Annotated in this window: 16 protein-coding genes; 6 read left to right on the top strand and 10 right to left on the bottom strand. The window is 32.0% G+C overall.

The window, feature by feature from the left end:
- Positions 1-154: 154 nt before the first annotated feature.
- Positions 155-2,956: a triple tyrosine motif-containing protein gene (locus KHA90_RS08695; protein WP_244860279.1), complete on the bottom strand. Its 2,802-nt coding sequence runs from the start codon at positions 2,954-2,956 to the stop codon at positions 155-157.
- A 796-nt stretch (positions 2,957-3,752) separates the two neighbouring features.
- On the opposite strand from KHA90_RS08695, the gene uvrA reads away from it, so the two are divergent.
- Complete coding sequence (gene uvrA / locus KHA90_RS08690; RefSeq protein WP_213297935.1) at positions 3,753-6,548, top strand: excinuclease ABC subunit UvrA; 2,796 nt, start codon at positions 3,753-3,755, stop codon at positions 6,546-6,548.
- A gap of 513 nt (positions 6,549-7,061) precedes the next feature.
- Here uvrA and KHA90_RS08685 read toward each other — a convergent pair.
- From KHA90_RS08685 to KHA90_RS08660, 6 genes are all read right to left on the bottom strand, one after another.
- Positions 7,062-7,361: a hypothetical protein gene (locus tag KHA90_RS08685; protein ID WP_213297932.1), complete on the bottom strand. Its 300-nt coding sequence runs from the start codon at positions 7,359-7,361 to the stop codon at positions 7,062-7,064.
- Between the two features lie 239 nt (positions 7,362-7,600).
- Positions 7,601-9,244, bottom strand: coding sequence for a mechanosensitive ion channel family protein (locus KHA90_RS08680; RefSeq protein WP_213297929.1), 1,644 nt, complete (start codon positions 9,242-9,244; stop codon positions 7,601-7,603).
- A 95-nt stretch (positions 9,245-9,339) separates the two neighbouring features.
- Positions 9,340-10,809: an oligosaccharide flippase family protein gene (locus KHA90_RS08675; RefSeq protein ID WP_213297926.1), complete on the bottom strand. Its 1,470-nt coding sequence runs from the start codon at positions 10,807-10,809 to the stop codon at positions 9,340-9,342.
- 36 nt (positions 10,810-10,845) lie between these two features.
- Positions 10,846-12,132, bottom strand: coding sequence for a glycosyltransferase family 4 protein (locus tag KHA90_RS08670; RefSeq protein ID WP_213297923.1), 1,287 nt, complete (start codon positions 12,130-12,132; stop codon positions 10,846-10,848).
- A 173-nt stretch (positions 12,133-12,305) separates the two neighbouring features.
- A complete protein-coding gene (locus KHA90_RS08665; RefSeq protein ID WP_213297920.1) occupies positions 12,306-14,744 on the bottom strand; it encodes a YfhO family protein in 2,439 nt (812 codons plus the stop codon).
- Between the two features lie 49 nt (positions 14,745-14,793).
- A complete protein-coding gene (locus KHA90_RS08660; protein WP_244860278.1) occupies positions 14,794-15,114 on the bottom strand; it encodes a DUF4834 family protein in 321 nt (106 codons plus the stop codon).
- 89 nt (positions 15,115-15,203) lie between these two features.
- Here KHA90_RS08660 and KHA90_RS08655 point away from each other — a divergent pair, with 89 nt between their 5' ends.
- Both KHA90_RS08655 and KHA90_RS08650 read left to right on the top strand, forming a co-directional pair.
- The gene (locus KHA90_RS08655; protein ID WP_213297917.1) at positions 15,204-16,181 is read left to right on the top strand and encodes a transporter; all 978 of its coding nucleotides are present in this window, start codon (positions 15,204-15,206) and stop codon (positions 16,179-16,181) included.
- A 48-nt stretch (positions 16,182-16,229) separates the two neighbouring features.
- The gene (locus KHA90_RS08650; protein WP_213297915.1) at positions 16,230-17,348 is read left to right on the top strand and encodes a GNAT family N-acetyltransferase; all 1,119 of its coding nucleotides are present in this window, start codon (positions 16,230-16,232) and stop codon (positions 17,346-17,348) included.
- Between the two features lie 123 nt (positions 17,349-17,471).
- Here the strand turns inward: KHA90_RS08650 and KHA90_RS08645 are convergent, their stop codons facing one another.
- On the bottom strand, positions 17,472-17,948 hold the full coding sequence (locus KHA90_RS08645) for a hypothetical protein (protein WP_213297912.1): 477 nt from the start codon (positions 17,946-17,948) through the stop codon (positions 17,472-17,474).
- Between the two features lie 115 nt (positions 17,949-18,063).
- Positions 18,064-19,326 carry an aminotransferase class I/II-fold pyridoxal phosphate-dependent enzyme gene (locus KHA90_RS08640; RefSeq protein WP_213297909.1) on the bottom strand — a complete coding sequence of 421 codons (1,263 nt, stop codon included), beginning with the start codon at positions 19,324-19,326 and terminating at the stop codon, positions 18,064-18,066.
- A 324-nt stretch (positions 19,327-19,650) separates the two neighbouring features.
- On the opposite strand from KHA90_RS08640, the gene nirK reads away from it, so the two are divergent.
- Genes nirK through KHA90_RS08625 form a run of 3 tightly spaced genes read left to right on the top strand, consistent with a single transcriptional unit; the run spans position 19,651 to position 22,470 of the window.
- Positions 19,651-21,069, top strand: coding sequence for a copper-containing nitrite reductase (gene nirK / locus KHA90_RS08635; protein WP_244860277.1), 1,419 nt, complete (start codon positions 19,651-19,653; stop codon positions 21,067-21,069).
- 10 nt (positions 21,070-21,079) lie between these two features.
- Positions 21,080-21,850 carry a formylglycine-generating enzyme family protein gene (locus KHA90_RS08630; RefSeq protein ID WP_213297906.1) on the top strand — a complete coding sequence of 257 codons (771 nt, stop codon included), beginning with the start codon at positions 21,080-21,082 and terminating at the stop codon, positions 21,848-21,850.
- A 17-nt stretch (positions 21,851-21,867) separates the two neighbouring features.
- A complete protein-coding gene (locus KHA90_RS08625) occupies positions 21,868-22,470 on the top strand; it encodes an SCO family protein (protein ID WP_213297903.1) in 603 nt (200 codons plus the stop codon).
- 31 nt (positions 22,471-22,501) lie between these two features.
- Here KHA90_RS08625 and KHA90_RS08620 read toward each other — a convergent pair whose 3' ends face one another.
- Complete coding sequence (locus tag KHA90_RS08620) at positions 22,502-23,644, bottom strand: hypothetical protein (RefSeq protein WP_244860276.1); 1,143 nt, start codon at positions 23,642-23,644, stop codon at positions 22,502-22,504.
- Positions 23,645-23,846: the final 202 nt, after the last annotated feature.

Below are 23,846 nucleotides of genomic sequence, written 5' to 3'. Positions count from 1 at the left end.
AAAAAAACCTTAACTAATTATTAATACTTTAAAATAAACCCTTATTTAACTATAATTTAAGAATGTTAATTTATTTAACACAAACGCCATAATTTCCTAATACAACGTTAATGTTGTGGTAATGTATAGTTATTTTGCAGCTATTTGCAACGTACTATACAGCAAGAATATATTCTACTAAACCGATTTCGTGTTGTAAATCCATTTTTTTACGCAAACGATATCTTTTTATCTCTACGCTTCTTACCGAAATATTGAATAATGGTGCAATTTCTTTAGAGGAAAGATTCAGTCGAAGATACGCGCACAAACGTAAATCGTTTGGAGTAAGTAATGGATGAAGCTGTTTTATTCTCTTCAAAAAATCTTTATCGGCACTATCAAAAGCTTCTTTAAAAACATTCCAGGAATCTTCTTCGGTAATGTTTTTATTAATGGTGCTTATGACAGATTTGATATTATTGCTATCGTTTTGGGTTGTCTTTTTTAAATCTTCTTTGATAAAAGCCAGCAATTCGTTTTTACTGTTTAAACTCATTGTTGAAACGGCCAGTTCGCGGTTTTTATTATCAACATCCTGAGAAAGCTGTTCGTTTCTGAGCTTCATTAATTGCTGCTCATTTTCCAGCTCTTTAATCTCTAATAATAGATTATTTTCTTCGATTAATTTCTCTTTTTGTTTGTGGTAATAATTGAGATATAATTTATTGATAAAATATGCCAAAACAAACATTAACAGGAAATAAATAAACCAGGCAAGATTAGTTAAATACCACGGTTTTAAAACTACAAATGTATAAGTTGCGGTATTTTGTAAAATTGTATTGGCATATTTTGCTCGTACTTTAAACGTATATTTTCCCGGTGAAAGGTTTTTAAAATTCACCGTCGCTTTTGTGCTCCATTCGCTCCAATCGTTCTGGAAACCTTCTAATAAATACTGATATTCTGAGTTGATGTATTTATTGTATTCCGGAACGGTGTAATTTAAAGTGATATTATTCTCAGTAGATTTAAAACTTCCTTCGTTTTGAATGGCAACATTTTTTAAAATCTCATTTTGCTTATTGATTGTAATATCAGTTATAAAAATGGTGTAATTTTTAAAACTCAAATCATCAATATTAAGCGTATAATAGCCATCTGTTGTACCTATTAAATAAGTCGATTTTGAAATTTGTGTAATATTTTCAAATCCTAACATTGAATTGGTTAGTGAGGACGGAATAGGAATTACATTCTGTTTTAACTGATTGCTCAATTTACTGGCAGAAAAGTAATGAATGTAGTTTTTAGAAAACAACCAGATTTTGTTTGAATTGTCTACGATTAGTTTCCCGGATGTATATTCGTCTTTTTCGAAAATAGAACTTAATAAATTGTCTTTTTCAAAGAGTTTTGTGTTTTGGTTTAATTTGAAAATTCCGCCTTTATAAGCATAATAAATCTGATTATTAAATTTGGTTAAACTTGCATTTTTCCCTTTTTGAGGAGATTTATACGTGTAGAAACCATGCGTTTTTAATAAAGCTTTATCTAGTTTTAATCTAAAAATTCCTTTGTATTCATGACTTACATAAACATCAAGATTATTGGAGATTTCAAAATAACGGGATGAATAATTAAAACCTTCTATTTTATTTTTGAAAACCCATTGATTGTTTATTTTTTCCAGCACCGAGATTCCGTAATAATTTCCCTGAAGCAATTGATTTTTATTATTAGGAACAGCTTCAAATTTCCAGGTTCCCGATCCTGAAAATATATTACGTGCCGAATCATTGGTTACAATAAAAGTTCCAGAATCGTGCCCGCAGAAAAGTGTATTATTGTATACAAAAAGCGACCAAACCTGCCCTTTTGTTCCGTTGATGAATTTAAGCTCTGAATTGCTTTGAATACTTTTGCAAAATAACCCCTGATTTGTTCCCACATACAAAAACCCATTTAAGGTCGCTGATGCATAAACGGTTCCTAAAATACCTGTATCATCTGTAAAACTATGAACTGGCGAATTGATATTGATGCAATTGATTCCGTTATCAAGTCCCGCCCACAAATTCTGGTCTTTATCTTCAAAAAGTGACAAAGCAGTATTATTGCTCAAACCTTTGCTTTGCGAAATATGGTATTTTAGTTTTCCTTTATCCGATAAAATAAAAATTCCGTTAGAAACCGTTCCTAATGCAAAACTTCCGTCTTGCAAAAGTTGACTGCTATATACAAAACTCGATTTTAAATCAGAATCAACATCTGTTGCAAAACGGGTTAGATTATTTCCTGATAATTTATAAATTCCATCTAGTTGGGTTTGGATCAATAAACCATCTTCTGCTGTGAAGACATTTACAATCGTGAATTTTTTAAGAACCGGATTATCCGAAACTAGTTTTGCTTTTCCACTTTCAATTTCAAAAAGCCCGTCTTTGATCGTTTGAAAATAAATGGCGTTTTTATTGGCAAACGATTTTACAACGCCATTTTTAGGCGCAATGATTTTAAATTTTCCTGTTTTGGTATCGTAAATGTAGATTCGGTTTAAGGATTGAAATAAAATCCATTGATCGTATTTAAGAATATTCCAAAATTGTTCATCGTCTAAAATCTTGTTTTTGATTGTATTACTAAGGGAAGTGTATTTTAGTTTGCCATTGTTTTGTCTTGTCCAATATCCAAAATTCATATAACTGCCTGTATAAATTTTGCTGCCAATTACTTTTACAGATCGCATAATGGTTTCATCCGGCGTAGGATATAATTGCCAGTTTGTGCCATTATATTCTAAAAGCCCATCGTTATTAGCAAAATACAAATAGTTTTGATCGTCCTGAGATATCATCCAGCTCTGATTTCCAGCTCCATAAACAGCCGATGAATATTTAATAATAGGCGGAAACTCCTGCGAAAACAGGATAAAACTGATCAAAAAAAACAGTAGGGAAATTTTAGTTTTCAAATTGAGCCGTGGTATTAATTTATTACAAAAACAGTTCTAAAATAGCTTATTTTATATTGTAATAACAAATTGATAGTTAAAATAATATGCTATAGATTAAAATGATGCTATGTGAAGCTTTTTTTGCCACGAATTTCACGAATTTTCACAAATTAAAGTCTTGGAAAATTAACTAAATATATGTTTAGAAATGTGCCGCAGATTTTACAGATTAAAATAACTTAATATGTTATGTTTTTAACCGCAAATTTCACAAATTAGCACAAATTCAAATTCGTGAAAATTCGTGGAATTCGTGGCGAACATTTTTGCGAAAACAATAATCACTTTAAGCTTTGGCGGTAAAATATATAACACAGATTAAAATAATTTAGGTTGGTATTTTTTTAACCGCAAATTCCACAAATTAACACAAATTCAATTCGTGAAAATTCGTGGAATTCGTGGCGAACATTTTTGCGAAAACAATAATCACTTTAAGCTTTGGCGGTAAAATATATAACACAGATTAAAATAATTTAGGTTGTTATTTTTTTAACCGCAAATTCCACAAATTAGCACAAATTCAATTCGTGAAAATTCATGGAATTCGTGGCGAAATTTTTGCCTAAAATAATAATCCCTTTAATCTGTGGCGATATATCAAATGTGATTTTGAGTAAAAACTGAGACTGAAAACTGAGACTGAAAACTAAAAACTAAGACTGAACCTAACGCAATTAGTTAAAATTTGGAACAATCGGTTTAACAAAATTCAGTTCAAAATTGATTACTTTTGTAAAAATTGACTTTTTTTATGAAAATTGATCTTTCGACACTCGACCCAAAACATAATATTATAATTAAAGGAGCGCAGGTACATAATTTAAAAAATGTAGATGTTGCTATTCCCAGAAACAAACTTGTTGTCATCACAGGTCTTTCAGGATCAGGTAAATCAAGCTTGGCTTTTGATACTTTGTATGCCGAAGGACAACGCCGTTATGTAGAGAGTTTATCCTCCTACGCGCGTCAGTTCCTGGGACGTTTAGACAAGCCAAAAGTGGAGTATATTAAAGGTATTGCACCGGCAATTGCTATTGAGCAAAAGGTAAATACTACGAATGCGCGTTCAACAGTTGGAACTTCTACCGAAATCTACGATTACGTTAAACTTTTATTTGCAAGAATTGGTCGTACATATTCGCCAGTTTCCGGATTGGAAGTAAAAAAAAATACGGTCACAGATGTTGTTGCCGATGTAAAAACATTGGAAATAGACAGCAAATGGATGCTTCTTGCTCCTATTCATTTAGAAGAAGGACGAAAATTAGAAGATAAACTAAAAGTATTGCTGCAACAAGGTTTTGCGCGTATTTTGGTAAATAATGAAATGGTTCGTCTGGATGATTTCACTCCTACTGATCTTCACAAACTTGACAATAAAGACATCTTATTAATCATTGACAGAATTGTTGTTAAAGAGGAAGAAGAGTTTTATAATCGTCTTGCAGATGCGGTTCAAACTGCATTTTTTGAAGGAAAAGGTATTTGTTATTTACAGGAAGTAGGTTCAGATAAAAAATTCACATATTCGAATAATTTTGAGCTTGACGGAATCACGTTTCTGGAACCGAATGTTCATTTGTTCAGTTTTAATAATCCTTACGGAGCTTGTCCGGTTTGTGAAGGCTACGGAAATATTATTGGTATTGACGCTGACCTAGTGATCCCAAATACTTCTTTATCGGTTTTTGAAAGTGCTATTTATCCCTGGCGAGGCGACAGTATGAGCTGGTATAAGGATGAATTGATAAAACATGCATACAAATTTGATTTCCCAATTCATAAACCTTTCTTTGAACTCACAGACGATCAAAAAGATTTAATCTGGAAAGGAAATCAATATTTTCAAGGTCTTAACGGTTTCTTTAAGGAACTGGAAGAAAAAAATTATAAGATTCAAAATCGTGTGATGTTGTCGCGTTATCGCGGAAAAACAAAATGTCACGCTTGTCGCGGAAAACGTTTACGCATTGAAGCTTCATACGTAAAAATCAACGGGAAAACGGTTTCGGATTTAGTTGATTTGCCAATTAAACATTTGGTTACTTTTTTCAAAAACATAGATTTAAATGTTTACGAACAGCAAATTGCGAAACGTTTAATGGTTGAAATCAACAATCGTTTGTCGTTTTTGACAGAAGTTGGTTTGGATTATCTGACTTTAAACAGAAATTCTGCAACGCTTTCCGGCGGAGAATCACAGCGTATTAATCTGGCGACTTCGTTAGGAAGCAGTTTGGTGGGTTCGATGTATATTCTGGATGAGCCTAGTATTGGTTTACACCCAAAAGATTCTGAACGACTGATTAAAGTTTTGCTTTCGCTTCGTGATTTAGGAAACACGGTAATTGTGGTGGAACATGATGAAGATATCATGAAAGCCGCGGACATGATTATAGATATTGGTCCGGAAGCAGGAACTTTTGGAGGGCATCTAGTAGCTCAGGGAACTTATGACGAAATCCTAAAATCAGATTCGTTAACGGCAAAATACCTTAACGGAGATTTAGAAATTTCGGTTCCTAAAAAGAGACGAAAATTTAAAAATCATATTGATATTATTGGCGCCAGAGAAAATAATCTAAAAAATATTAATGTAACTTTTCCTCTTGATGTTCTTACTGTAATTACAGGAGTTTCAGGAAGTGGAAAAAGTACACTGATTAAGAAAATTCTTTTTCCGGCAGTACAAAAGAAACTGGAAAACGCGTCTGAAAAAGCGGGTCAGTTTAGTGAAATAAAAGGTTCTTTCTCTCAAATAAAACATATTGAATACGTAGATCAAAACCCAATTGGGAGGAGTTCACGTTCAAATCCTGTAACTTATATTAAGGCTTATGATGATATTAGAGAGTTATATGCAAAAGAAAAGTTATCAAAAATAAGAGGTTATCAGGCAAAACATTTTTCTTTTAACGTTGACGGTGGTCGTTGCGAAACCTGTAAAGGTGAAGGATCAATAAACGTTGAGATGGTTTTTATGGCAGATGTTTCTCTTCCTTGTGAAACTTGCGGCGGAAAAAGATTCAAAAAAGAAATTTTAGAAATAACTTTTGATGATAAAAACATCAATGATATTCTAACAATGACTATTGATGATTCAATTGCATTTTTTGACAAAAACAAACAAACCAAAATTACGCAGAAACTACAACCATTGCAAGATGTTGGTTTAGGATATGTTCAGTTAGGGCAATCTTCGTCAACGCTTTCCGGTGGTGAAGCGCAACGTATTAAACTGGCTTCGTTTTTAGTAAAAGGTGCAACAAAAGACAAAGCTTTATTTGTTTTTGATGAACCTACAACTGGTTTACATTTTCATGATATCAAGAAATTATTAGCGTCTTTTGATGCTTTGATCGAAAAAGGACATTCCATTATTGTAATTGAACATAATCTTGATCTTATAAAATGTGCCGACTGGATTATTGATTTAGGTCCTGAAGGCGGTGAAAACGGCGGACATTTATTAGCCGAAGGAACTCCGGAAGATGTTGCTAAAGAAAAGAAATCTGTGACTGGGATTTATTTGAAGGATAAACTTTAGGAAAGTTGCTGAGGTTCTGAGTTACTGAGGTTCTAAGTCGCTGAGTGGCTAAGTTGCTGAGGTTTTAAGATTTTTTCTAAGGAATTTCTTGTGAAGTTTCTTGGAAAGATTCTCGTTCCTCGGAATATCATCTTTGTCAAAATAAAATCTGCAAAATCTGCAAAATCTGCGAGAAATAAAAACCAAATCCAGTATGAAAAAGATTTGTTATTATAATAGAAATCGGATTATTCATGCCAATCAAGATTTTAAAGCATACAATTTGTGCCGTTAGGAATTAAATATTGGTAGTTAATATGAATTGGAATAAATACAGCGTGCCGTAGGTACGCAATATTTATCATTGTGTTGCGTACCTACGGCACGCCAACGCATTTTAATCTATATTAACTACCAATATTTAATGCCTAACGGCACATTTCATAAGCCTGACATACTATAAATAAAAAAATTCCAAATTCCAATAACATGATTATTGGAATTTGGAATTTTTCGTTTGTGATTTAAATTTTGTTAAGCAACTAAACATCTTTCTTCAAAAGGGAAACCATCTTCATCAATGGCAACTAATACTTTTTTTTGTTTTGAAGCCTCAACCGTTAGATAAAGCCATGCAAATGACCACAATCCTAAGGTTAGACAAAAAATGATAAAATTTAAACCATGATTGACTACTTTTCCTCCTTTAGAAAGAACTGCAAAAAGGAATTCATCATTTCTTTCTTCTAATGTAAATCCGTTATGAACTTTGTGGGATATCATATTAGAGAACACTTGTAAGCTTTGCTCCTGACTCAGTTCATTGTTTTTCATAATCATTCATTAAAAATTAATCCAAATACTACTACATTTACTTTACAAATTTTTATTTTTTTGTAAAGCGTTATCATCCTAAGAACAGTACTTTACTCGCATTTATTGTATTAAGTAAGATATTTTTTATGTTAAAAAGCGATGTGTTGTCAAATTCTTAGTTAAAGTTAATTTTTATAAAATTAACTGCAAAACAACAACTGTTAAATTTTTTAAGATTAATAGCACATTTAATACTCCTATTTTTCCTTTTTTATATTAAATGATGGAGCTTCGTAATCATCTTTCAAATAACTTTCAGGAATTGTAGTACTATTTCCGTCCCTGACTGCATTGTAATGCGGCGACATAATTTCGATTCCGGCCAAATTAAATGAATCCTGAATATTTTGATGTAATGAAGAATAAATCAGTGGTTGCTTTGTGGGTTGTTTCGTATAAACATTAATTTGATACGAAACATAAAAATCATCTAAACTGGTTTGTAAAACAAAAGGTAATGGCGTTTTTTCTACCATTTCTGTATTTAATGCTGCTTCTATTAAAGCTTTATAAATAGCTGCCCACGGAACATCATAACCTATTGTAACAGTTGTATGAATTAATAAACCGTTGTTGACCTGTTTTGTATTTGACGAATAGTTTGTTGAGGTACTGGACAAAACTGTCGCATTTGGGATTGTAATATCTTCAAATTTCGGAGTTCTGATTCTCGTAACTAAAGCTGTTTTTTCAATAACTTCTCCGCTTACATCGCCAATTTTTATAAAATCACCAATTTTAAACGGGCGCATATAAGTAATGACTAATCCCGCAACCATATTGGCAATCGCATTTGATGAACCTAACGAAAACAAAATCCCAACAAATACCGAAACGCCTTTAAATATTGGTGAATCTGATCCTGGTAAATAAGGAAAAATAATCACTACCATAAAAGCCAGCAATAAAAATCTGATAATATTGAATGTTGGCATTGCCCAATCACTGTAAAAACCATCAATTTTAATATTCTCTTTTTTAATTTCATCAAAAAAGAACCTGATTATTTTTATGGCATATTTAAAAATAATAATGATGACAATAATCGTGACCAAACTTGGTAAGAAACCAACAAATCCCATAATGGCTAATTTAGCCGGAGTAAGAATCCATCGTAATAATGTTGTAGTATATGCTTCTGTAGCGGGGAAAATACTAAATAATAAAGGCAGCGACAGATAAACAATCAAGATTAAAGTAATACCTTTTATAAAGCTGTACAATCGCATAATCATAGATTGCTGCTTTTGTGGCGAAAGAATATTGATATTATTATAATTAAATCCTTTAAAATATTTATCGCTGTTTTTAAGAAGGTGAAATCTTATTCTGTTAAAAATTTTACCCACAAAATATAAGACTACTCCAATAATCAAGATCAATAATGCTGTATATCCAAGTCTTTTTGGCAGCATCGAATAATTTTCATTTTGATAAATGATCGCTCTTTTTATGAGTTGTAAATTTCGTTTGGCGATAAAACCAACTGTTTGATTTTCGGCTTTTGCATCAACTTCTAAAATTGACATGATCACAAAATCATTTTTATAGATAATATCCTGAGAAATATCTGAAGGTGCAACTGAAATAGAATCTTTTTCAAAAAAAGATTCTTCATACAGTTTTCTTATTTTTTCTGTGATTGCTTTTGCTCTGTTTTCTGCCGAAAAAGACCCCACTTTATTGTAGACATAAAAAAGTGTATCCTTGAAAGGAACTACAGGATATCCTTTTAATTTAAGTTCAGGTTTTGAAATCTGCGGATTCTCACTTTGAGCAAATGCAAACTGAAAAAATAAAACAATGAAGAAAATTAAAAAACAAAGTAATTTCTTTTTCATATTCTGTTAGCTATAAGTTGGTTATCCTTACTAACAAATATAAAAACAAAATAGATTTAAATTTAATTTACTTTTGATTTCTCAATAAAATCGTACTAAATTTTAATTCCTACTTTTCTTAAAAGCATATCAATTACTTTATTAATATCCGGTGAAATATTAAACTTATAATTTAAATACACGTATAAAATAGTTACTAAAATTGATTTTAAAGCAATACTTATCAATTGATAAAAAGGAAATTCCCAGAAATAAAACAATAGAAACAATGCAAAGGTTAATACTATTGAATGAACTGTTTGTTTTGAAAACGGGTATAAATCTAGTTTTTTAACTACAAAAAGCAACTTTGCCAAACTGTATAAAGTAATAGATAACAACGTGGCAAAAGCAGAACCGAAAATTCCGAAAATTGGAATAAAAATCATGTTCAGTACAATTGTCAGGAATACTAATAATAACCCTAAATACAATACCATTCGGTAATATTTAGTATTAAAAATAATAGCGTTATTATTACCTAAAATCAAATCAAAATATTTAGATATTCCAATCATAAATACAACTGATATTCCTCCGCTGTATTCTTTGGGCACCAATTCATATAATTGAGTAATATTGACAAAAATGCAAAGCATTACAAAACCGCCAACCATTTGCAAGTTGATAGACGTTTTTTTATACAGTAAATTAAGTTCGTCATGTTTGTTTTCATGCATCAATTTTGCTGTAATAGGATATACAATTTGATGCATTGCACGACTTGGAACTGAAATTACCAATGCAATATAGGTTGCAACCGAATAATATGCGATATTTTCGATTTTCATATATTGGTTCAGCATCAATTTGTCACCATCTAAAAGTAAATTAGCAACACTTCCTGATAAAATAATGAAAAAAGTATATTCCATTACATCTTTTACATTCTTAGGAATATTGATCTGAAACTTCGGTTTTTTGACATAAAAAGCATAAAACATAGTAACTAAAAATGCAATAAAATAAATTACAGCTGTTACATAAACAAATCCTACTAATGTAATCCAATGAAAATATAAACCAATTAATGCAAAAGTAGAAAATAATCTAAGTCCTACTTCTTTTATAAAGTTGCCAAAAACCGAATACATATGAACTCTCGCCCACGCATAAAATATCTCAAAATAAGCCATACAAATTCCGATAAACGGAATAAGTAGCATAAACTCTTTTACTACTGGATTTTCCTTAGAAACAAAAGCTGTAATATCATCAAAAAAGAAAATACCAATAATTCCTAACGGAATACACATTAAGATTGGAAACAGTGCTGTAAAGGATAGAAATTGCTCTCTTTCCTCTTCTGTTTTATATTGGGAATAAAATTTTACAAGTGTATTTTGCATTCCGATAGCGAACAAAGGCATAATAACGTTAGCTGCGGAAAGTATATAATTTGTTAAAGCATAATAAGTTGCACCTAAAAAAACGGGATATAAATAAAGTGTATTAATGGCTCCAATAGCGAAACCTATATAAGTAATAATTGTATTTTTGAAGGACTGATTTAAAACAATACCCATATTTGAGTTTAGATTTTAGATTTTAGATTTTTGCACTTATCCGTTAATTAGGAGCGCTAATTGTTTGGTCAGGTTTTTTCTTGAATATTGTTGCAAACCCGCACCATTAGACTGTAATTTTCCTTCCAAAAACTGATTATAAAAGTCCAAAATTACACTTTTTAATTTCGCTTTTTCAGAATAATCAAAAAATACTCCTGTATTTGTCTCCGTTATTATATCTGCAAAATCAGAACCATTAGGACCAATGGCAATAATGGGGCGATTTGACACCATATATTCAAACAATTTACCTGGAATGATACTTTTAGTATCTTCAGAATTAATCTCTATTAAAAGTAAAACCTGAGATTTTTTTTGATGCGCAATTGCTTCATGATGTGAAACATATCCCAAAAGATTTAGATAGTTATTCAGCTTAAATTCAGCAATCGAATCAAGCACTTCCTGACTTACCGCGCCAATTAATTTAATTTCTAAATGGGATTTAAAATCAGGGATTTCATGAAGTAATTCTACTAAACATTCCCATAAAAACTGAGGGTTTCTATCGGATAAAAAAGAACCAATATGTGCCAGCGTAAATTTAGTATCTAAAGTTTGCTTCTCGACATTTTCACTATCATAACCGTTTGTAATTACCGAAATTGGTTTATTTGTAATCGCCTGAAATTCGGTTTTAGTAGTTTTACTGGTTACAATAATGATATCGGCAGTATTTAATACTTTATATTCAAGATTTTTATGCTTTTTAGCAGCATAATTTGATAAACGCAATACTTTATGATAACCAATCGTTGTCCACGGATCCCGAAAATCAGCAAACCATTTTACGTTTAGTTTTTCTTTTAATTCCAAACCAATCAAATGCAAACTGTGCGGCGGTCCCGAAGTTACAATTGTATCGATATTATTTTCTCTAATATATTTTTCAAGATATTCTACAGATGGTTTCACCCAAAAAACACGTGCATCCGGAATAAATAAATTTCCACGGATCCAGAGGAATGTTTTGTCTAAAAAAGTCTGCTTTTTCTTGTGAGGAAAAATTCCGGAACTGATTTTCTTTGTTTTGTTTTTCGAAAATATCGAAGCCAATTGATAAGGTTCCCAAATTTTATTTTTCAGAACAATTGCTTTTTCAGAAATTTGACTCACCAATCCTTCATCAACTATTGGATAAGTTGGATTTTCAGGAACATAAACTATTGGCTGAATACCAAAGTCAGGTAAATACTTTACAAATTTCAACCAACGCTGTACGCCCGGACCTCCGGCAGGTGGAAAATAATAGGTAATGATTAAGAGTTTTTTTTGTTCCATTCGATTTATTCGGTTTCACAGAGACTCACAAAGTTCCCGCAAAGTTTCGCAAAGATTTTTAAAGATTCTTTTGTGTATCTCTGTGAAATTTTTGTGCCTCTCTGCGAAATTATTCTTTCACCAAGTGTCGCAAAGATTTCACGAAGATTCGTAGAGTTAGAAACTGAAACTGATTACTGTGACTGTTTAACAGACTTCTTTCTTTCAAAATAAATCCCTCCAATGAAAAGCAATAACATTCCAATTGAACTTATTAAAGTTATTGTGCTTCCGGTTTTTACAACTTGTGGTTCAAATTTAAATTCGATAGTATGTTTACCACCGGGAACTTCCATTGCTCTTAAAACGTAATCAACAGGAAAATGGTCTGTCAATTTACCATCAACATAAGCATTCCATCCGTTTTTATAATATATCTCAGAAAAAACAGCTAAACCATCTTTTGCATTATCTGATTTATATTTGATATAATTTGGTTTATATTGTACAACTTGTATTGTTCCGGTTGTGTCCCATTGTTTCTTTAAACGGGCATTTCTAAACTTGCCTTCGTGTTCACGAACATTGAAAACAGCCACTTTTTTAGTATCAAGATGATCTAAAGCTTTCATTACATCATCTGGTTTATTTACCAGTTTTACTGCACTTACAAACCATGCATTTCCGTTTGTATTTGGATTTACAGTTGGAAATTCTTTTCCTTCTTTATCCGTTTGAATGATGTATTTGATATTCAACATGTCTAAAACTTCCATGTTGTTTTTTGCAATCTGATAATCAAATAACTGCTGAATTCTTCTTGGTTTTGCTGCGTGATATCCACCTAAAGAATGGTGAAAATAAGAGGCACGTGCGCTGGACATGTTTCCGCTTACTTCAAAAACCCTGTAATGTGTTGTATCTTTTAATATCTGAGCATCAGCAGGTGTTTCCTGAAATGGAGCTGCAATTTGTACCGGGCTCACAAAATCTTTTGCCGAAACATATTTTTTATCCACAAAAAACAAATCGAAAATCATTAATAAACCAACAATAATCAAAGTGGTATTTTGAGCTAATTTATTTTTAACAAACAACCATAAAATCCCAAAAGTCAATACAATAAAAAATCCTGAACGCAATAAATCAGCAGAATATAAAGTCATTCTGTCTTCCTTCAAAGCATCAACAAAAGCTGGTCCGTAACTGTCTAAGAAATAATTATCGTTACTTCCTGTAAAGTGAAACATGCTTTTAGCAAATACTAAAATCACGATAACTCCTAAACCAAAAACTCCTGTTTGTACAAGCGCTTTCTGCTGAATTTTAGGTTCATCTTTAGCTTTAAAGAAAGATTGTAATCCCATAATAGCCAAAACAGGAAAACACAATTCAAGAATAACCTGAATGGATGAAACTGCTCTAAACTTATCGTACATAGGAATATAATCGATAAAAAAGTCAGTTAATAACGGGAAGTTTTTTCCCCATGAAAGCACTAATGCAACTAATGCTCCTGAAAGAAATACGTATTTTATTTTTCTGTCATCAATAAATAATGCCAAAACTCCCAAAAAGAAAACCACAACCCCAATATACGCAGGAGCTGCAACAATAGGCTGATCTCCCCAATACGTTGGCATTCCTGATACAAAATCCTGAGCTTGTTCTGAGGGAACTCCCTGCTCCAGCATAAAGGCATACATACGGCTATCAGTTCCTACATTTTCATGATTTGAACCTCCAAAAAGTCTTGGAGCAATTAAGTTAAAACTTTCAGGGATTCCGTAACTGTATTCTGTGATATATTCACGGCTTAAAGCGTTTTCATTCACCTTTTTAGATCCGTCAGGATTAAAAGTCAATTCGCTGTTACTACGTGTACTAAACTTTGCATATTCACTGGTCGCCATTAAGTTAGTGGCATTTGATCCAATGGCAAAAATTCCGGCTGCAGCCAAAACTCCAATAGCGGTTAAAAGCGATTTGTATTCTTTTTGTTTGATAAAATTAAACGCAAAATAACCTAATAATATCAATAAGAAAATCAATAAATAATAGGTCATTTGAAAGTGGTTTGCATTAATTTCTAACGCAACCGCAAACATGGTGAGTAATCCTCCCCAAATATATTTTTTCTGGAAAACCAGCATAAATCCGGCAATAACAAGTGGCATATAAGCAATTGCATGGGCTTTTGCATTATGACCAACTCCAAGTATAATAATTAAATAGGTAGAAAAACCAAAGGCAATTGCGCCAATAAATGCTTTTAAAGGATCTGTTTTTAAAACCAGTAGTAATCCGTAGAATCCTAAGAAATATAAAAACAAATAATCAGCAGGACGCGGTAAAAAACGTAAAGCATCATCTATTTTACCCACATAATCATTAGGATAATTTGCACCTAACTGATATGTTGGCATTCCGCCAAAAGCTGAATTTGTCCAATATGGTTCAGAATGTTCTGTAGCTCTAAAATCATTTTGCTCTTTTGCCATTCCGGTATATTGAGCAATATCCGACTGGAATATTTGTTTTCCTTGTAAAACAGGATAAAAATAAATTAAAGAAACGAGAATAAAACCCAATATAACAAGGGCATGCGGATAGAATTTATTTACTATTTTCAATTTAGGCTGGTTTGGTTAAATGATGAATCCTACAATCTAGGACACAAACTTAATCTATTTCTTCGTAATCAACATAATCGCCAACCTTTTTGGTTTCGCGAGGTTTTTTTGCATTGGCTGTATCAATGACTATTTCATCCTTATTTGAACGTGTATTTTGCCATGTATTGCCCTGACTGTATTGTTGTTGTCTCTGAAAATTTTCACCTGCTTTTTCAACCGCTTTTTTTACCAATACCGGTAAAAAGATTTTAGCTAAAAATTTAAAAATATAATAAAACACAATAATCCACATTATCGTTTTAAACAAATTTGTAAAAGATGCTTCTTGCATGATCATATAATTTTTTTCCAAAATTAATAAATCCATTGTTTAAAATTAAAATATCAATCTTAAATAAATAATAAAATATAGTACATTTGAAATGCGTTATTACTTTTTAATCCAAAAACATGTTTATGTTAAAAAATAAAAACTTTTTTATTACAGCTCTTTGTCTGGTTCCTCAATTTTTTTTCGCTCAGTATACTGATGTAATCAACTCCAATCGTCCTGGTGAAACAATGTCTGCTTATGCAGTAGGAAAATCTGTAATTCAGGCAGAACTTGGTGTTTACGGCATCAAGGAAAAACACGATTTACTTGATTATGACGGCAGCGGCTTTGGAACTGATTTAACATTGCGCTACGGTGCATTTCTTGAAAAACTTGAATTTATTCTGGATGTGCAATACCAAATGGAAAATTTTGATACGCCTTATACAAGTTATAAAAAAAACAACTTTAGACAAACAGTTTTGGGAGCTAAATATTTAATTTACGATCCTTATAAAGACTATAAAAAAGAAGCAAACATCTACAGCTACAAAGCCAATCATAGTTTTAACTGGCATGAATTAATTCCTGCAGTTTCTGTGTTTGCAGGAGCAAATTTTGTGGGTGCTGATAATCCTTATGCGTTCTCGCCGGAATCAAGTATTTCCCCAAAAATCATGCTGATTACTCAAAATCTTTTTGGTGGCGGAAAATGGGTTTTTGTAACTAATATTATCGCTGATTATATCACAACTGACTATCCTAGTTATGGTTATGTTTTAACTTTAACTCACGGATTTAACAATAAATGGTCGGGGTTTGTTGAAAATCAAGGTTACAAAAGCGATTTTTACAGCGACGCTATTGTTCGTGGCGGAGCAGCTTATTTAATCAGTCCAGACCTTCAGGTTGATGCTTCTATAAGTACGAATTTTAAAAATACACCTTCTGTTTTGTACGGAGGAGTTGGAGTTTCATGGCGTTATGACGCAAGTTATAAAGAGAAACAAATGGAATTTAAAAAGACTGAAAAAGCAAAAAAGAATAAGGATAATGAGATGGAACAAAGAGAAATCGATTATCAGGAAAAAGAAAGAAAACGTAAAGCAAAATACGAATAAATATTAATTACAAACTTCTCTAGGGAGATATTTACATACAGAATCTTAATGATTACAATTAAAGAAGCCAAAACAAAAAAGGAATTAACAGATTATATCAAATTTCCATTTTCACTTTATAAAGACAATCCATATTGGGTTCCGCCTATTATTGCAGATGAATTAGAATCTTTTGATAAAACTAAAAATCCCGCTTTTGATAATGCCGAAGCCTATTTTTACATTGCATACAAAGACAATGAAATTGTTGGGCGAATTACCGCTATTATCAATTGGGCTGAAGTAAATAATCAGCACAAAAGAAAAGTCCGTTTTGGATGGTTTGATGTTATTGATGATATTGAAGTTACGAAAGCTTTATTAGAAAAAGTTTATGAATTGGGCAGACAGCATAATCTGGAACACGCCGAAGGTCCAATGGGATTTTCAAACCTGGATAAAGTTGGTGTTCTTACTGAAGGTTATGACCAAATGGGAACTATGATTACATGGTACAATAATCCTTATTATGTAACTCATTTTGAGCAATTGGGCTTTCAGGTGGAGAAAGAATATATCGAAAGTATATTCCCTTTTTCGAATGTAAAACCTGAATTTTTCCTTAAAGCGCAGGAGTTAATCAAGAAAAGATATGGCTTACGTTCCCTGACTTTCACTAAAACAAAAGACATTATGCCACACGTGGACAAAATGTTTGATTTATTTAATGAATCTTATGCTAAGTTAGCTTCGTTTGTCGCCATTTCAGATGTTCAGAAAGAGTATTTCAAAAAGAAATATATCAGTTTTATTAATCCGGAATACATCAAATTTGTTGTTGATAAAGATGATAAATTAGTTGCTTTTAGTATCGTAATGCCTAGTTTTTCTGAGGCTTTACAAAAAGCGAAAGGAAAGCTTTTCCCTTTTGGATTCATCCATTTATTAAGAGCCAGAAAAAAGAGTAAAGATGTTGTTTTCTACCTTATCGGAGTTCATCCTGATTATCAAAATAAAGGTGTTACTGCGATCATTTTCGATGAATATTTTAAAACTTTTTCTGAGAAAGGAATCCAAACTTGTATTAGAACTCCGGAATTAGCAGAGAATACTGCAATTCATTTATTATGGAAAAACTTTGATCCGAAGATTCACTGTCAGAGAAAAACGTACTTGAAATACCTTTAAAAGAAAGTATTCAGTTTACAGTTTCAGTTTACAGAATGACTTCCTTTATAAAATAAAAAAATCCATTCGTCCCCAAAACGAATGGATTTTTTATTCGGCGTATATTCTTTATTCGGCTTAAATTTATTCTGCTTTACAATCCACTTTAACTAAAGTGTTTGTCTGATCAAATTTCAATTTCGATTTATCTTTAAAAGATACTTTTCCGTTTGCATCAACAACATCTCCGTATCCTTCAATAAAAGTTCCTTCATTTTGTAAAAAAGCAACTTCTCTGACAGATGTAACTCCTTCAGACATAAACGTATAATCTGCAATTAAAGTATCTCCTTTCATATTCCCAATTAAGGTTCCTTCATTTTTATCTTTTCCTGAAATATTATAAGTTAATTTTCCATTTACTTCCTGATGTGAATTTACATTAAAACTTATCGCAATACTATTAGATGCCGATGCAAAACACTGATCGCCCGCAGGAACTGCAATTTCAGCTTCTTTTGGTGCGTTTGTCGGAATTTGTACAGGTTCTGCTACCTGATCTTTTTTACAGGAAATAAAAAAAGTTAACATAATAACTGAAATAGGGAATAATTTTTTCATAATATTTTTTTTACTGGGTTAGTGGAATAAAATTACTTTAAATAAAAAAAATCCACTCGTATAACGAATGGATTTTTTTATATAATTCCCATATTAGGAATGTATATTCTAGAAATTAAGCATCTAAATCAACTTTAGTTCTGCTTGCAATTTCTTTATAAGTTCCGTTTTCTAATTTCTCACGAATTGCTTCAAACGCAACTAATGTTTCATCAATATCAGATAATGTATGAGAAGTTGTTGGAATCATTCTTAACAAAATAATCCCTTTCGGAATTACCGGATAAATTACAATCGACAAGAAAATACCGTAGTTTTCTCTCAAATCATTTACCATTACCATTGCTTCCGGCACACTTCCTTCTAAATAAACTGGTGTTACGCAAGTATTTGTATCTCCAATGTTGAAGTTTCTTGAACGTAAACCATTTTGCAATGCATTTACGTTTTCCCAAAGTTTATCTTTTAATTCAGGGTGATTACGCAATAACTCTAAACGTTTCAAAGATCCAATTGTTTGAATCATTGGTAATGCTTTTGCAAACATTTGAGAACGTAAATTGTATTTTAAGTAATCGATAATGTCTTTATCTGCAGCAATAAATGCTCCAATATTAGCCATTGATTTTGCAAAAGTAGAGAAATAAACATCAATTCCGTCCTGAACTCCCTGCTCCTCACCTGCTCCGGCTCCTGTTTTACCAAGTGTACCAAAACCGTGTGCATCATCAACTAATAAACGGAAGTTATATTTTTCTTTTAAAGCAACAATTTCTCTTAATTTACCTTGTTGTCCTCTCATTCCGAAAACACCTTCAGTAATAAATAAAATTCCACCACCTGTTTCTGTCGCCATTTTAGTAGCACGTTGCAGGTTTTTTTCCATACTTTCAAGGTCATTGTGCTTGTATGTAAAACGTTTCCCCATGTGCAAACGTACACCATCAATAATACAGGCGTGCGAATCTACATCATAAACAATAATATCATTTTTAGTAACTAAAGCATCAATGGTAGAAACCATTCCCTGATATCCAAAATTCAATAAATATGCAGCCGGCTTCATTACAAATTCAGCCAATTCATTTTCTAATTGTTCATGATATTTTGTGTGACCAGACATCATACGAGCTCCCATTGGGTAAGCTGCACCAAACTGAGTGGCCGCATCAATATCAGCCTGACGAACTTCAGGGTGATTTGCAAGACCTAAATAGTCATTCAAACTCCAATTTAAAATATTTTTTCCACCAAACTGCATTCTTGGACCAAGTTCACCTTCTAATTTAGGGAATACAAAATAACCCTCAGCTTGTGAAGCCCATTTTCCTAATGGTCCTTTATTGTTCTGAATTCTTTCGAATAAATCTTTTACCATAAATATATTTTGAAGTAATAATTTTAATTTAAACAGCGTGCAAAAATAATGATTATTATTCTAAAATAGAGTTAGCCATTTATTTTTATTGAAAAATATTCTGAATATCAATTATCCCACATAAAAATGTATGAAAAAATAAGCTAATTTGAGAGATTAAACTTACGCAAATAACCGGAACAAGTTTAATTTTGTCCGTAATTTATAAGCTTTATATGACTTTTATCATAATAAAAGACAATTTAGTCTTTTAAATTTACTTCAGATTTAAAACTAAAATAAAACCAATTTATTATGAAAATGAAATTTAGCAAATCAATAAAAATGAAAACACTTGTTTGCTTATTCTTTGCAACACTACTTTTTGCAGCATGTAAAAAAGAACAACAATCAACTCATTACAGTGACATTGTGACAAATGGAGAAATGGAAGCCGAACTTACGGCTCCTCCACTTGTTCCTAAACCTATTGGCAAAAGATCCGCCATGAAACTTAAAGTAAACATGGAAATTAAGGAACAAGAAGGAACAATGACCGATGGGGTAAAATATATGTATTGGACATTTGGCGGATCTGTTCCGGGAAGTTTTATAAGAACCCGCGTAGGTGATGAAGTCGAATTTCACCTTAAAAACCATCCTGATAACAAATTACCGCATAATATTGATTTGCACGCTGTGACCGGTCCCGGTGGTGGAGCAACATCGTCACTCGTTGCGCCAGGTCATGAAAAAGTGTTTAGTTTTAAGGTTATAAATCCAGGATTATATGTTTATCACTGCGCTACAGCTCCTGTGGGAATGCATATTGCTAACGGAATGTATGGTTTAATTCTGGTTGAACCAGAAGGTGGATTGCCTCCGGTTGACAAGGAATATTACGTTATGCAGGGTGATTTTTATACTCAGGGTGAGTACGGAGAAAAAGGTCTTCAGCCTTTTGATATGAATAAAGCGGTGAAAGAAACGCCTGATTATGTTGTATTTAACGGAAAAGTTGGTTCAATGACAAACGGAAATGAACTTACCGCAAAAGTGGGAGAAACTGTAAGGTTATTTGTTGGAAATGGCGGTCCAAACTTAGTCTCTTCTTTTCACGTTATTGGCGAAATATTCGATAATGTACATGTTGAAGGAGGAAATCTTATCAATAAAAATGTTCAGACTACGTTAATTCCTGCCGGAGGTTCTGCAATTGTGGATTTTAAAGTAGAAACTCCGGGAAATTTCATCATTGTTGACCATTCTATTTTTAGAGCATTTAATAAAGGTGCATTAGGAATATTAAAAGTTGAAGGTGCAGAAAATAAAAAGATATATTCAGGAACTATTCAGGAAGGTATTTATTTACCCGAAGGCGGAACGATCCAGAAAATGCCAATTACTGCAACTGCAAAAACGGTAAACCCAAAAAGAACAGTTGCTGAAAGGGTTAAAATTGGAAAAGAAATTTTTAGCACCACCTGTTTTGCCTGTCATCAATCTGAAGGTCAGGGAATACCAAACGCTTTCCCTCCTCTTGCAAAATCTGATTATTTAAATGCCGATTCAAAACGAGCGATTAAAACAATTTTACACGGCTTAAGCGGTGAAGTACTGGTAAATGGCATTAAATACAATAATATTATGCCTAGCCAGAATTTATCTGATGATGAAATAGCGAATGTTATGACCTATATATATAACAGCTGGGGAAATAATAAAACTGAGGTAACTCCGGAAATGGTAAAAGCCTTAAGATAAAAACAAAATTATGCACAAACGCATTTTTAAAATTCTTCTTTTCTTCGCTTTTACAGGAATGATAAGAGCGCAAGAATCGAAAATGGTTCTGATAAAAGAAGGCTCTTTTGTCCCTCTTTATGGAGCTACATTAAAAAATCCTGTCGTTGTAAAACCCTTTTTTCTAGATGTTTACCCTATTACTAATAGTGAGTTTTTGATTTTTATTAAAAAAAACACAAGTTATAGTAAGTCTAAAATTAAAGCGCTTTTTGCCGATGAAAGTTATCTGTTCTATTGGAAATCTGATTTTGATTTTGGAAATGATAATCCAAAATCCCCAGTAACAAATGTTTCATGGTTTGCAGCCAAAAAATATTGTGAATGTCAGGGAAAACGATTACCTACAATGGATGAATGGGAATATGTTGCTATGGCGGATAAAAAAAGAATCGATGCCAGAACTAAAACCGAATTTAATAAATACATTTTATCGTGGTATGAAAAATCAAAAACGTATGAAAATCCAATAGGCAAGACATTCAAAAACTATTGGGGAGTTTACGACATGCACGGATTGGTATGGGAATGGACAGAAGACTTTAATAGTATATTTTTATCCGGAGAATCCCGAAAAGATAAAAGTGAAGACAAAAACCTTTTTTGCGGCGGCGCATCGGTAAATGCAACTGATCTCATGGATTATGCTGCTTTTATGCGGTACGCGTTTAGAGGAAGCTTAAAAGCGCAATATTCAACCCGTAATTTAGGTTTTAGATGCGCAAGAACAACACGTCAATAATTTTAAATTCTTAGAAAATGAAAAAAATAATAGTTCCAATTTTGATTCTAATATTCAGTCTTCAAAGTTGTAAAGATTCCAAAGATAAAACTGTAATAAATACTATAAACAAACCAATCACCGATTTATCGATTTACAATTTACCCTCAAAATGGACGAATCAAGACGGAAAAGGTATTGAACTAAAAAGCCTGAAAGGGAATGTTCTGGTTATGGTGATGATTTATACAACTTGCAAAGCGGCTTGCCCAAAATTAGTCGCAGATATGAGAAATATAGAATCCCGATTGAATGAAAAAACTAAGAAAAATGTAAAGCTTATTTTGGTAAGTATTGATCCCGAAACAGATACTCCGGACAAACTAAAAGCTTTTTCTATTACAAATAAAATGGAAGGCAATTCGTGGATCTTCTTGCGTTCTACCGAAGAAAATACTCGTGAATTTGCTGCGGTTCTTGCCGTTAATTACAAAAAAATATCTCCTATGGATTTTTCACATTCTAATATTATAAGTGTTTTTAATCCTGATGGCGAATTAATTTACCAACAAGAAGGTTTAGGCGTAAACAATGATAAAACAGTGGACAGAATAAATCTGGAAGCAGATAAAATTAAATAGGTTAATTCATTTGTAAAAAACAGGGGGGATTTTAATTAATTAACCCTTGTTTTTTTATTTTAAAAAGTGACAATAGAATTAAAATTAGCCCTGTAATAATAAAAATACTCATTAGAAAAATGCTTTCATAATAATAATAGGAAATCATTCCTTTTTCAAAATAAAAGAAAATCCCCTGTAGCAATAATAAAAATTCTGTCATTACATATCCTAAAATAAAAGACTTTATTCCCAATCGAACAAAAGAAGATTTTCCTGAAATCAGGTTATTCTGAATCAAGATCCCAAATAAAAATCCAGTAATAATCCCAAGCGTCGTTAAATGAATAAATCCAATTATAAGATTTCTAATCTGGTGCGAAACCTCGTTTAAATCGGGAATTAAAACTAATAATTGAATTGCTATTTTGAAAAATAACGAGCAAATTGCTAATGTATAAACTGCTTTTGCGGGAATATCAAGATTACATTTAAAAATACTAATTTGAGGTTTTAACATTTTGCAGCAATAAACAAAAGCAATCATTTGTAAAATTACTCCAAAAGCATTCATCCAACTTAGCAGACCATTTTTTAAATACCAACTTCCAGGAAATGCAAATGTTAAAAGTGTTGCTGTAATAAGTAAGGTGAAAAATATTTTAAAATCCCTTTTATCAATTTTGCCCTCAAATTGTTTTAGAAACAAAGCCAAAACTGCAAATAAAAACCATCCGTTAAATTGAAAATGCAGGAAAAACTGAATTGCAATTTGATAAAAAGGACTTTGTTTCCCCAACATATTTAATGCCGGACCCAGACACCAAACTCCAAAAGTGGAAAAAACCATACATGAAATCCCAACAAATAAAAGTTTTTGTGCTTCTGTTTTTTCCTCTGAAGAATCCCTCCAAATTCTCAGGCAAAAAACATAACTCAATATAATATGCATTGTAGAAAACACGATTGAAAACAAAGCATATCCCTGGATAGGAAAAGCAATCATCATACCTACAACAGAAAATTCGGTCAACCAGAATAGTCTGTTATAAAATGGTTTTTCTCTTTTTACTTTCGGAATAAAAAAACGAACAATTAAAACATAAATCATCAAATATGCCCATCCCAACATGGCAATATGGGAATGTGCATGAAGTATAAAACTGTAGTTTAAATTTAAAGGAAATAAGTGCATATACCGCATCAACAAACCCATAATTGAGGCTATCAAAAAATTAAGAAAACAACATACAATCCAACTTTTTTGCGAATTCATTTGAGATGACAATTTCATTTTTATCAGCTTAAAATAATTTATTTACTGTAATAAAAAATGCGCCTATATATCATTATTTTAATGATATATAGGCACATTTTCTTTTCAAATATTCATTTTG

Origin of the sequence: Flavobacterium psychroterrae (assembly GCF_018380615.1) — a bacterium.
GTDB classification, from domain to species: domain Bacteria; phylum Bacteroidota; class Bacteroidia; order Flavobacteriales; family Flavobacteriaceae; genus Flavobacterium; species Flavobacterium psychroterrae.
This window is presented reverse-complemented; position numbering and strand designations above follow the sequence as displayed.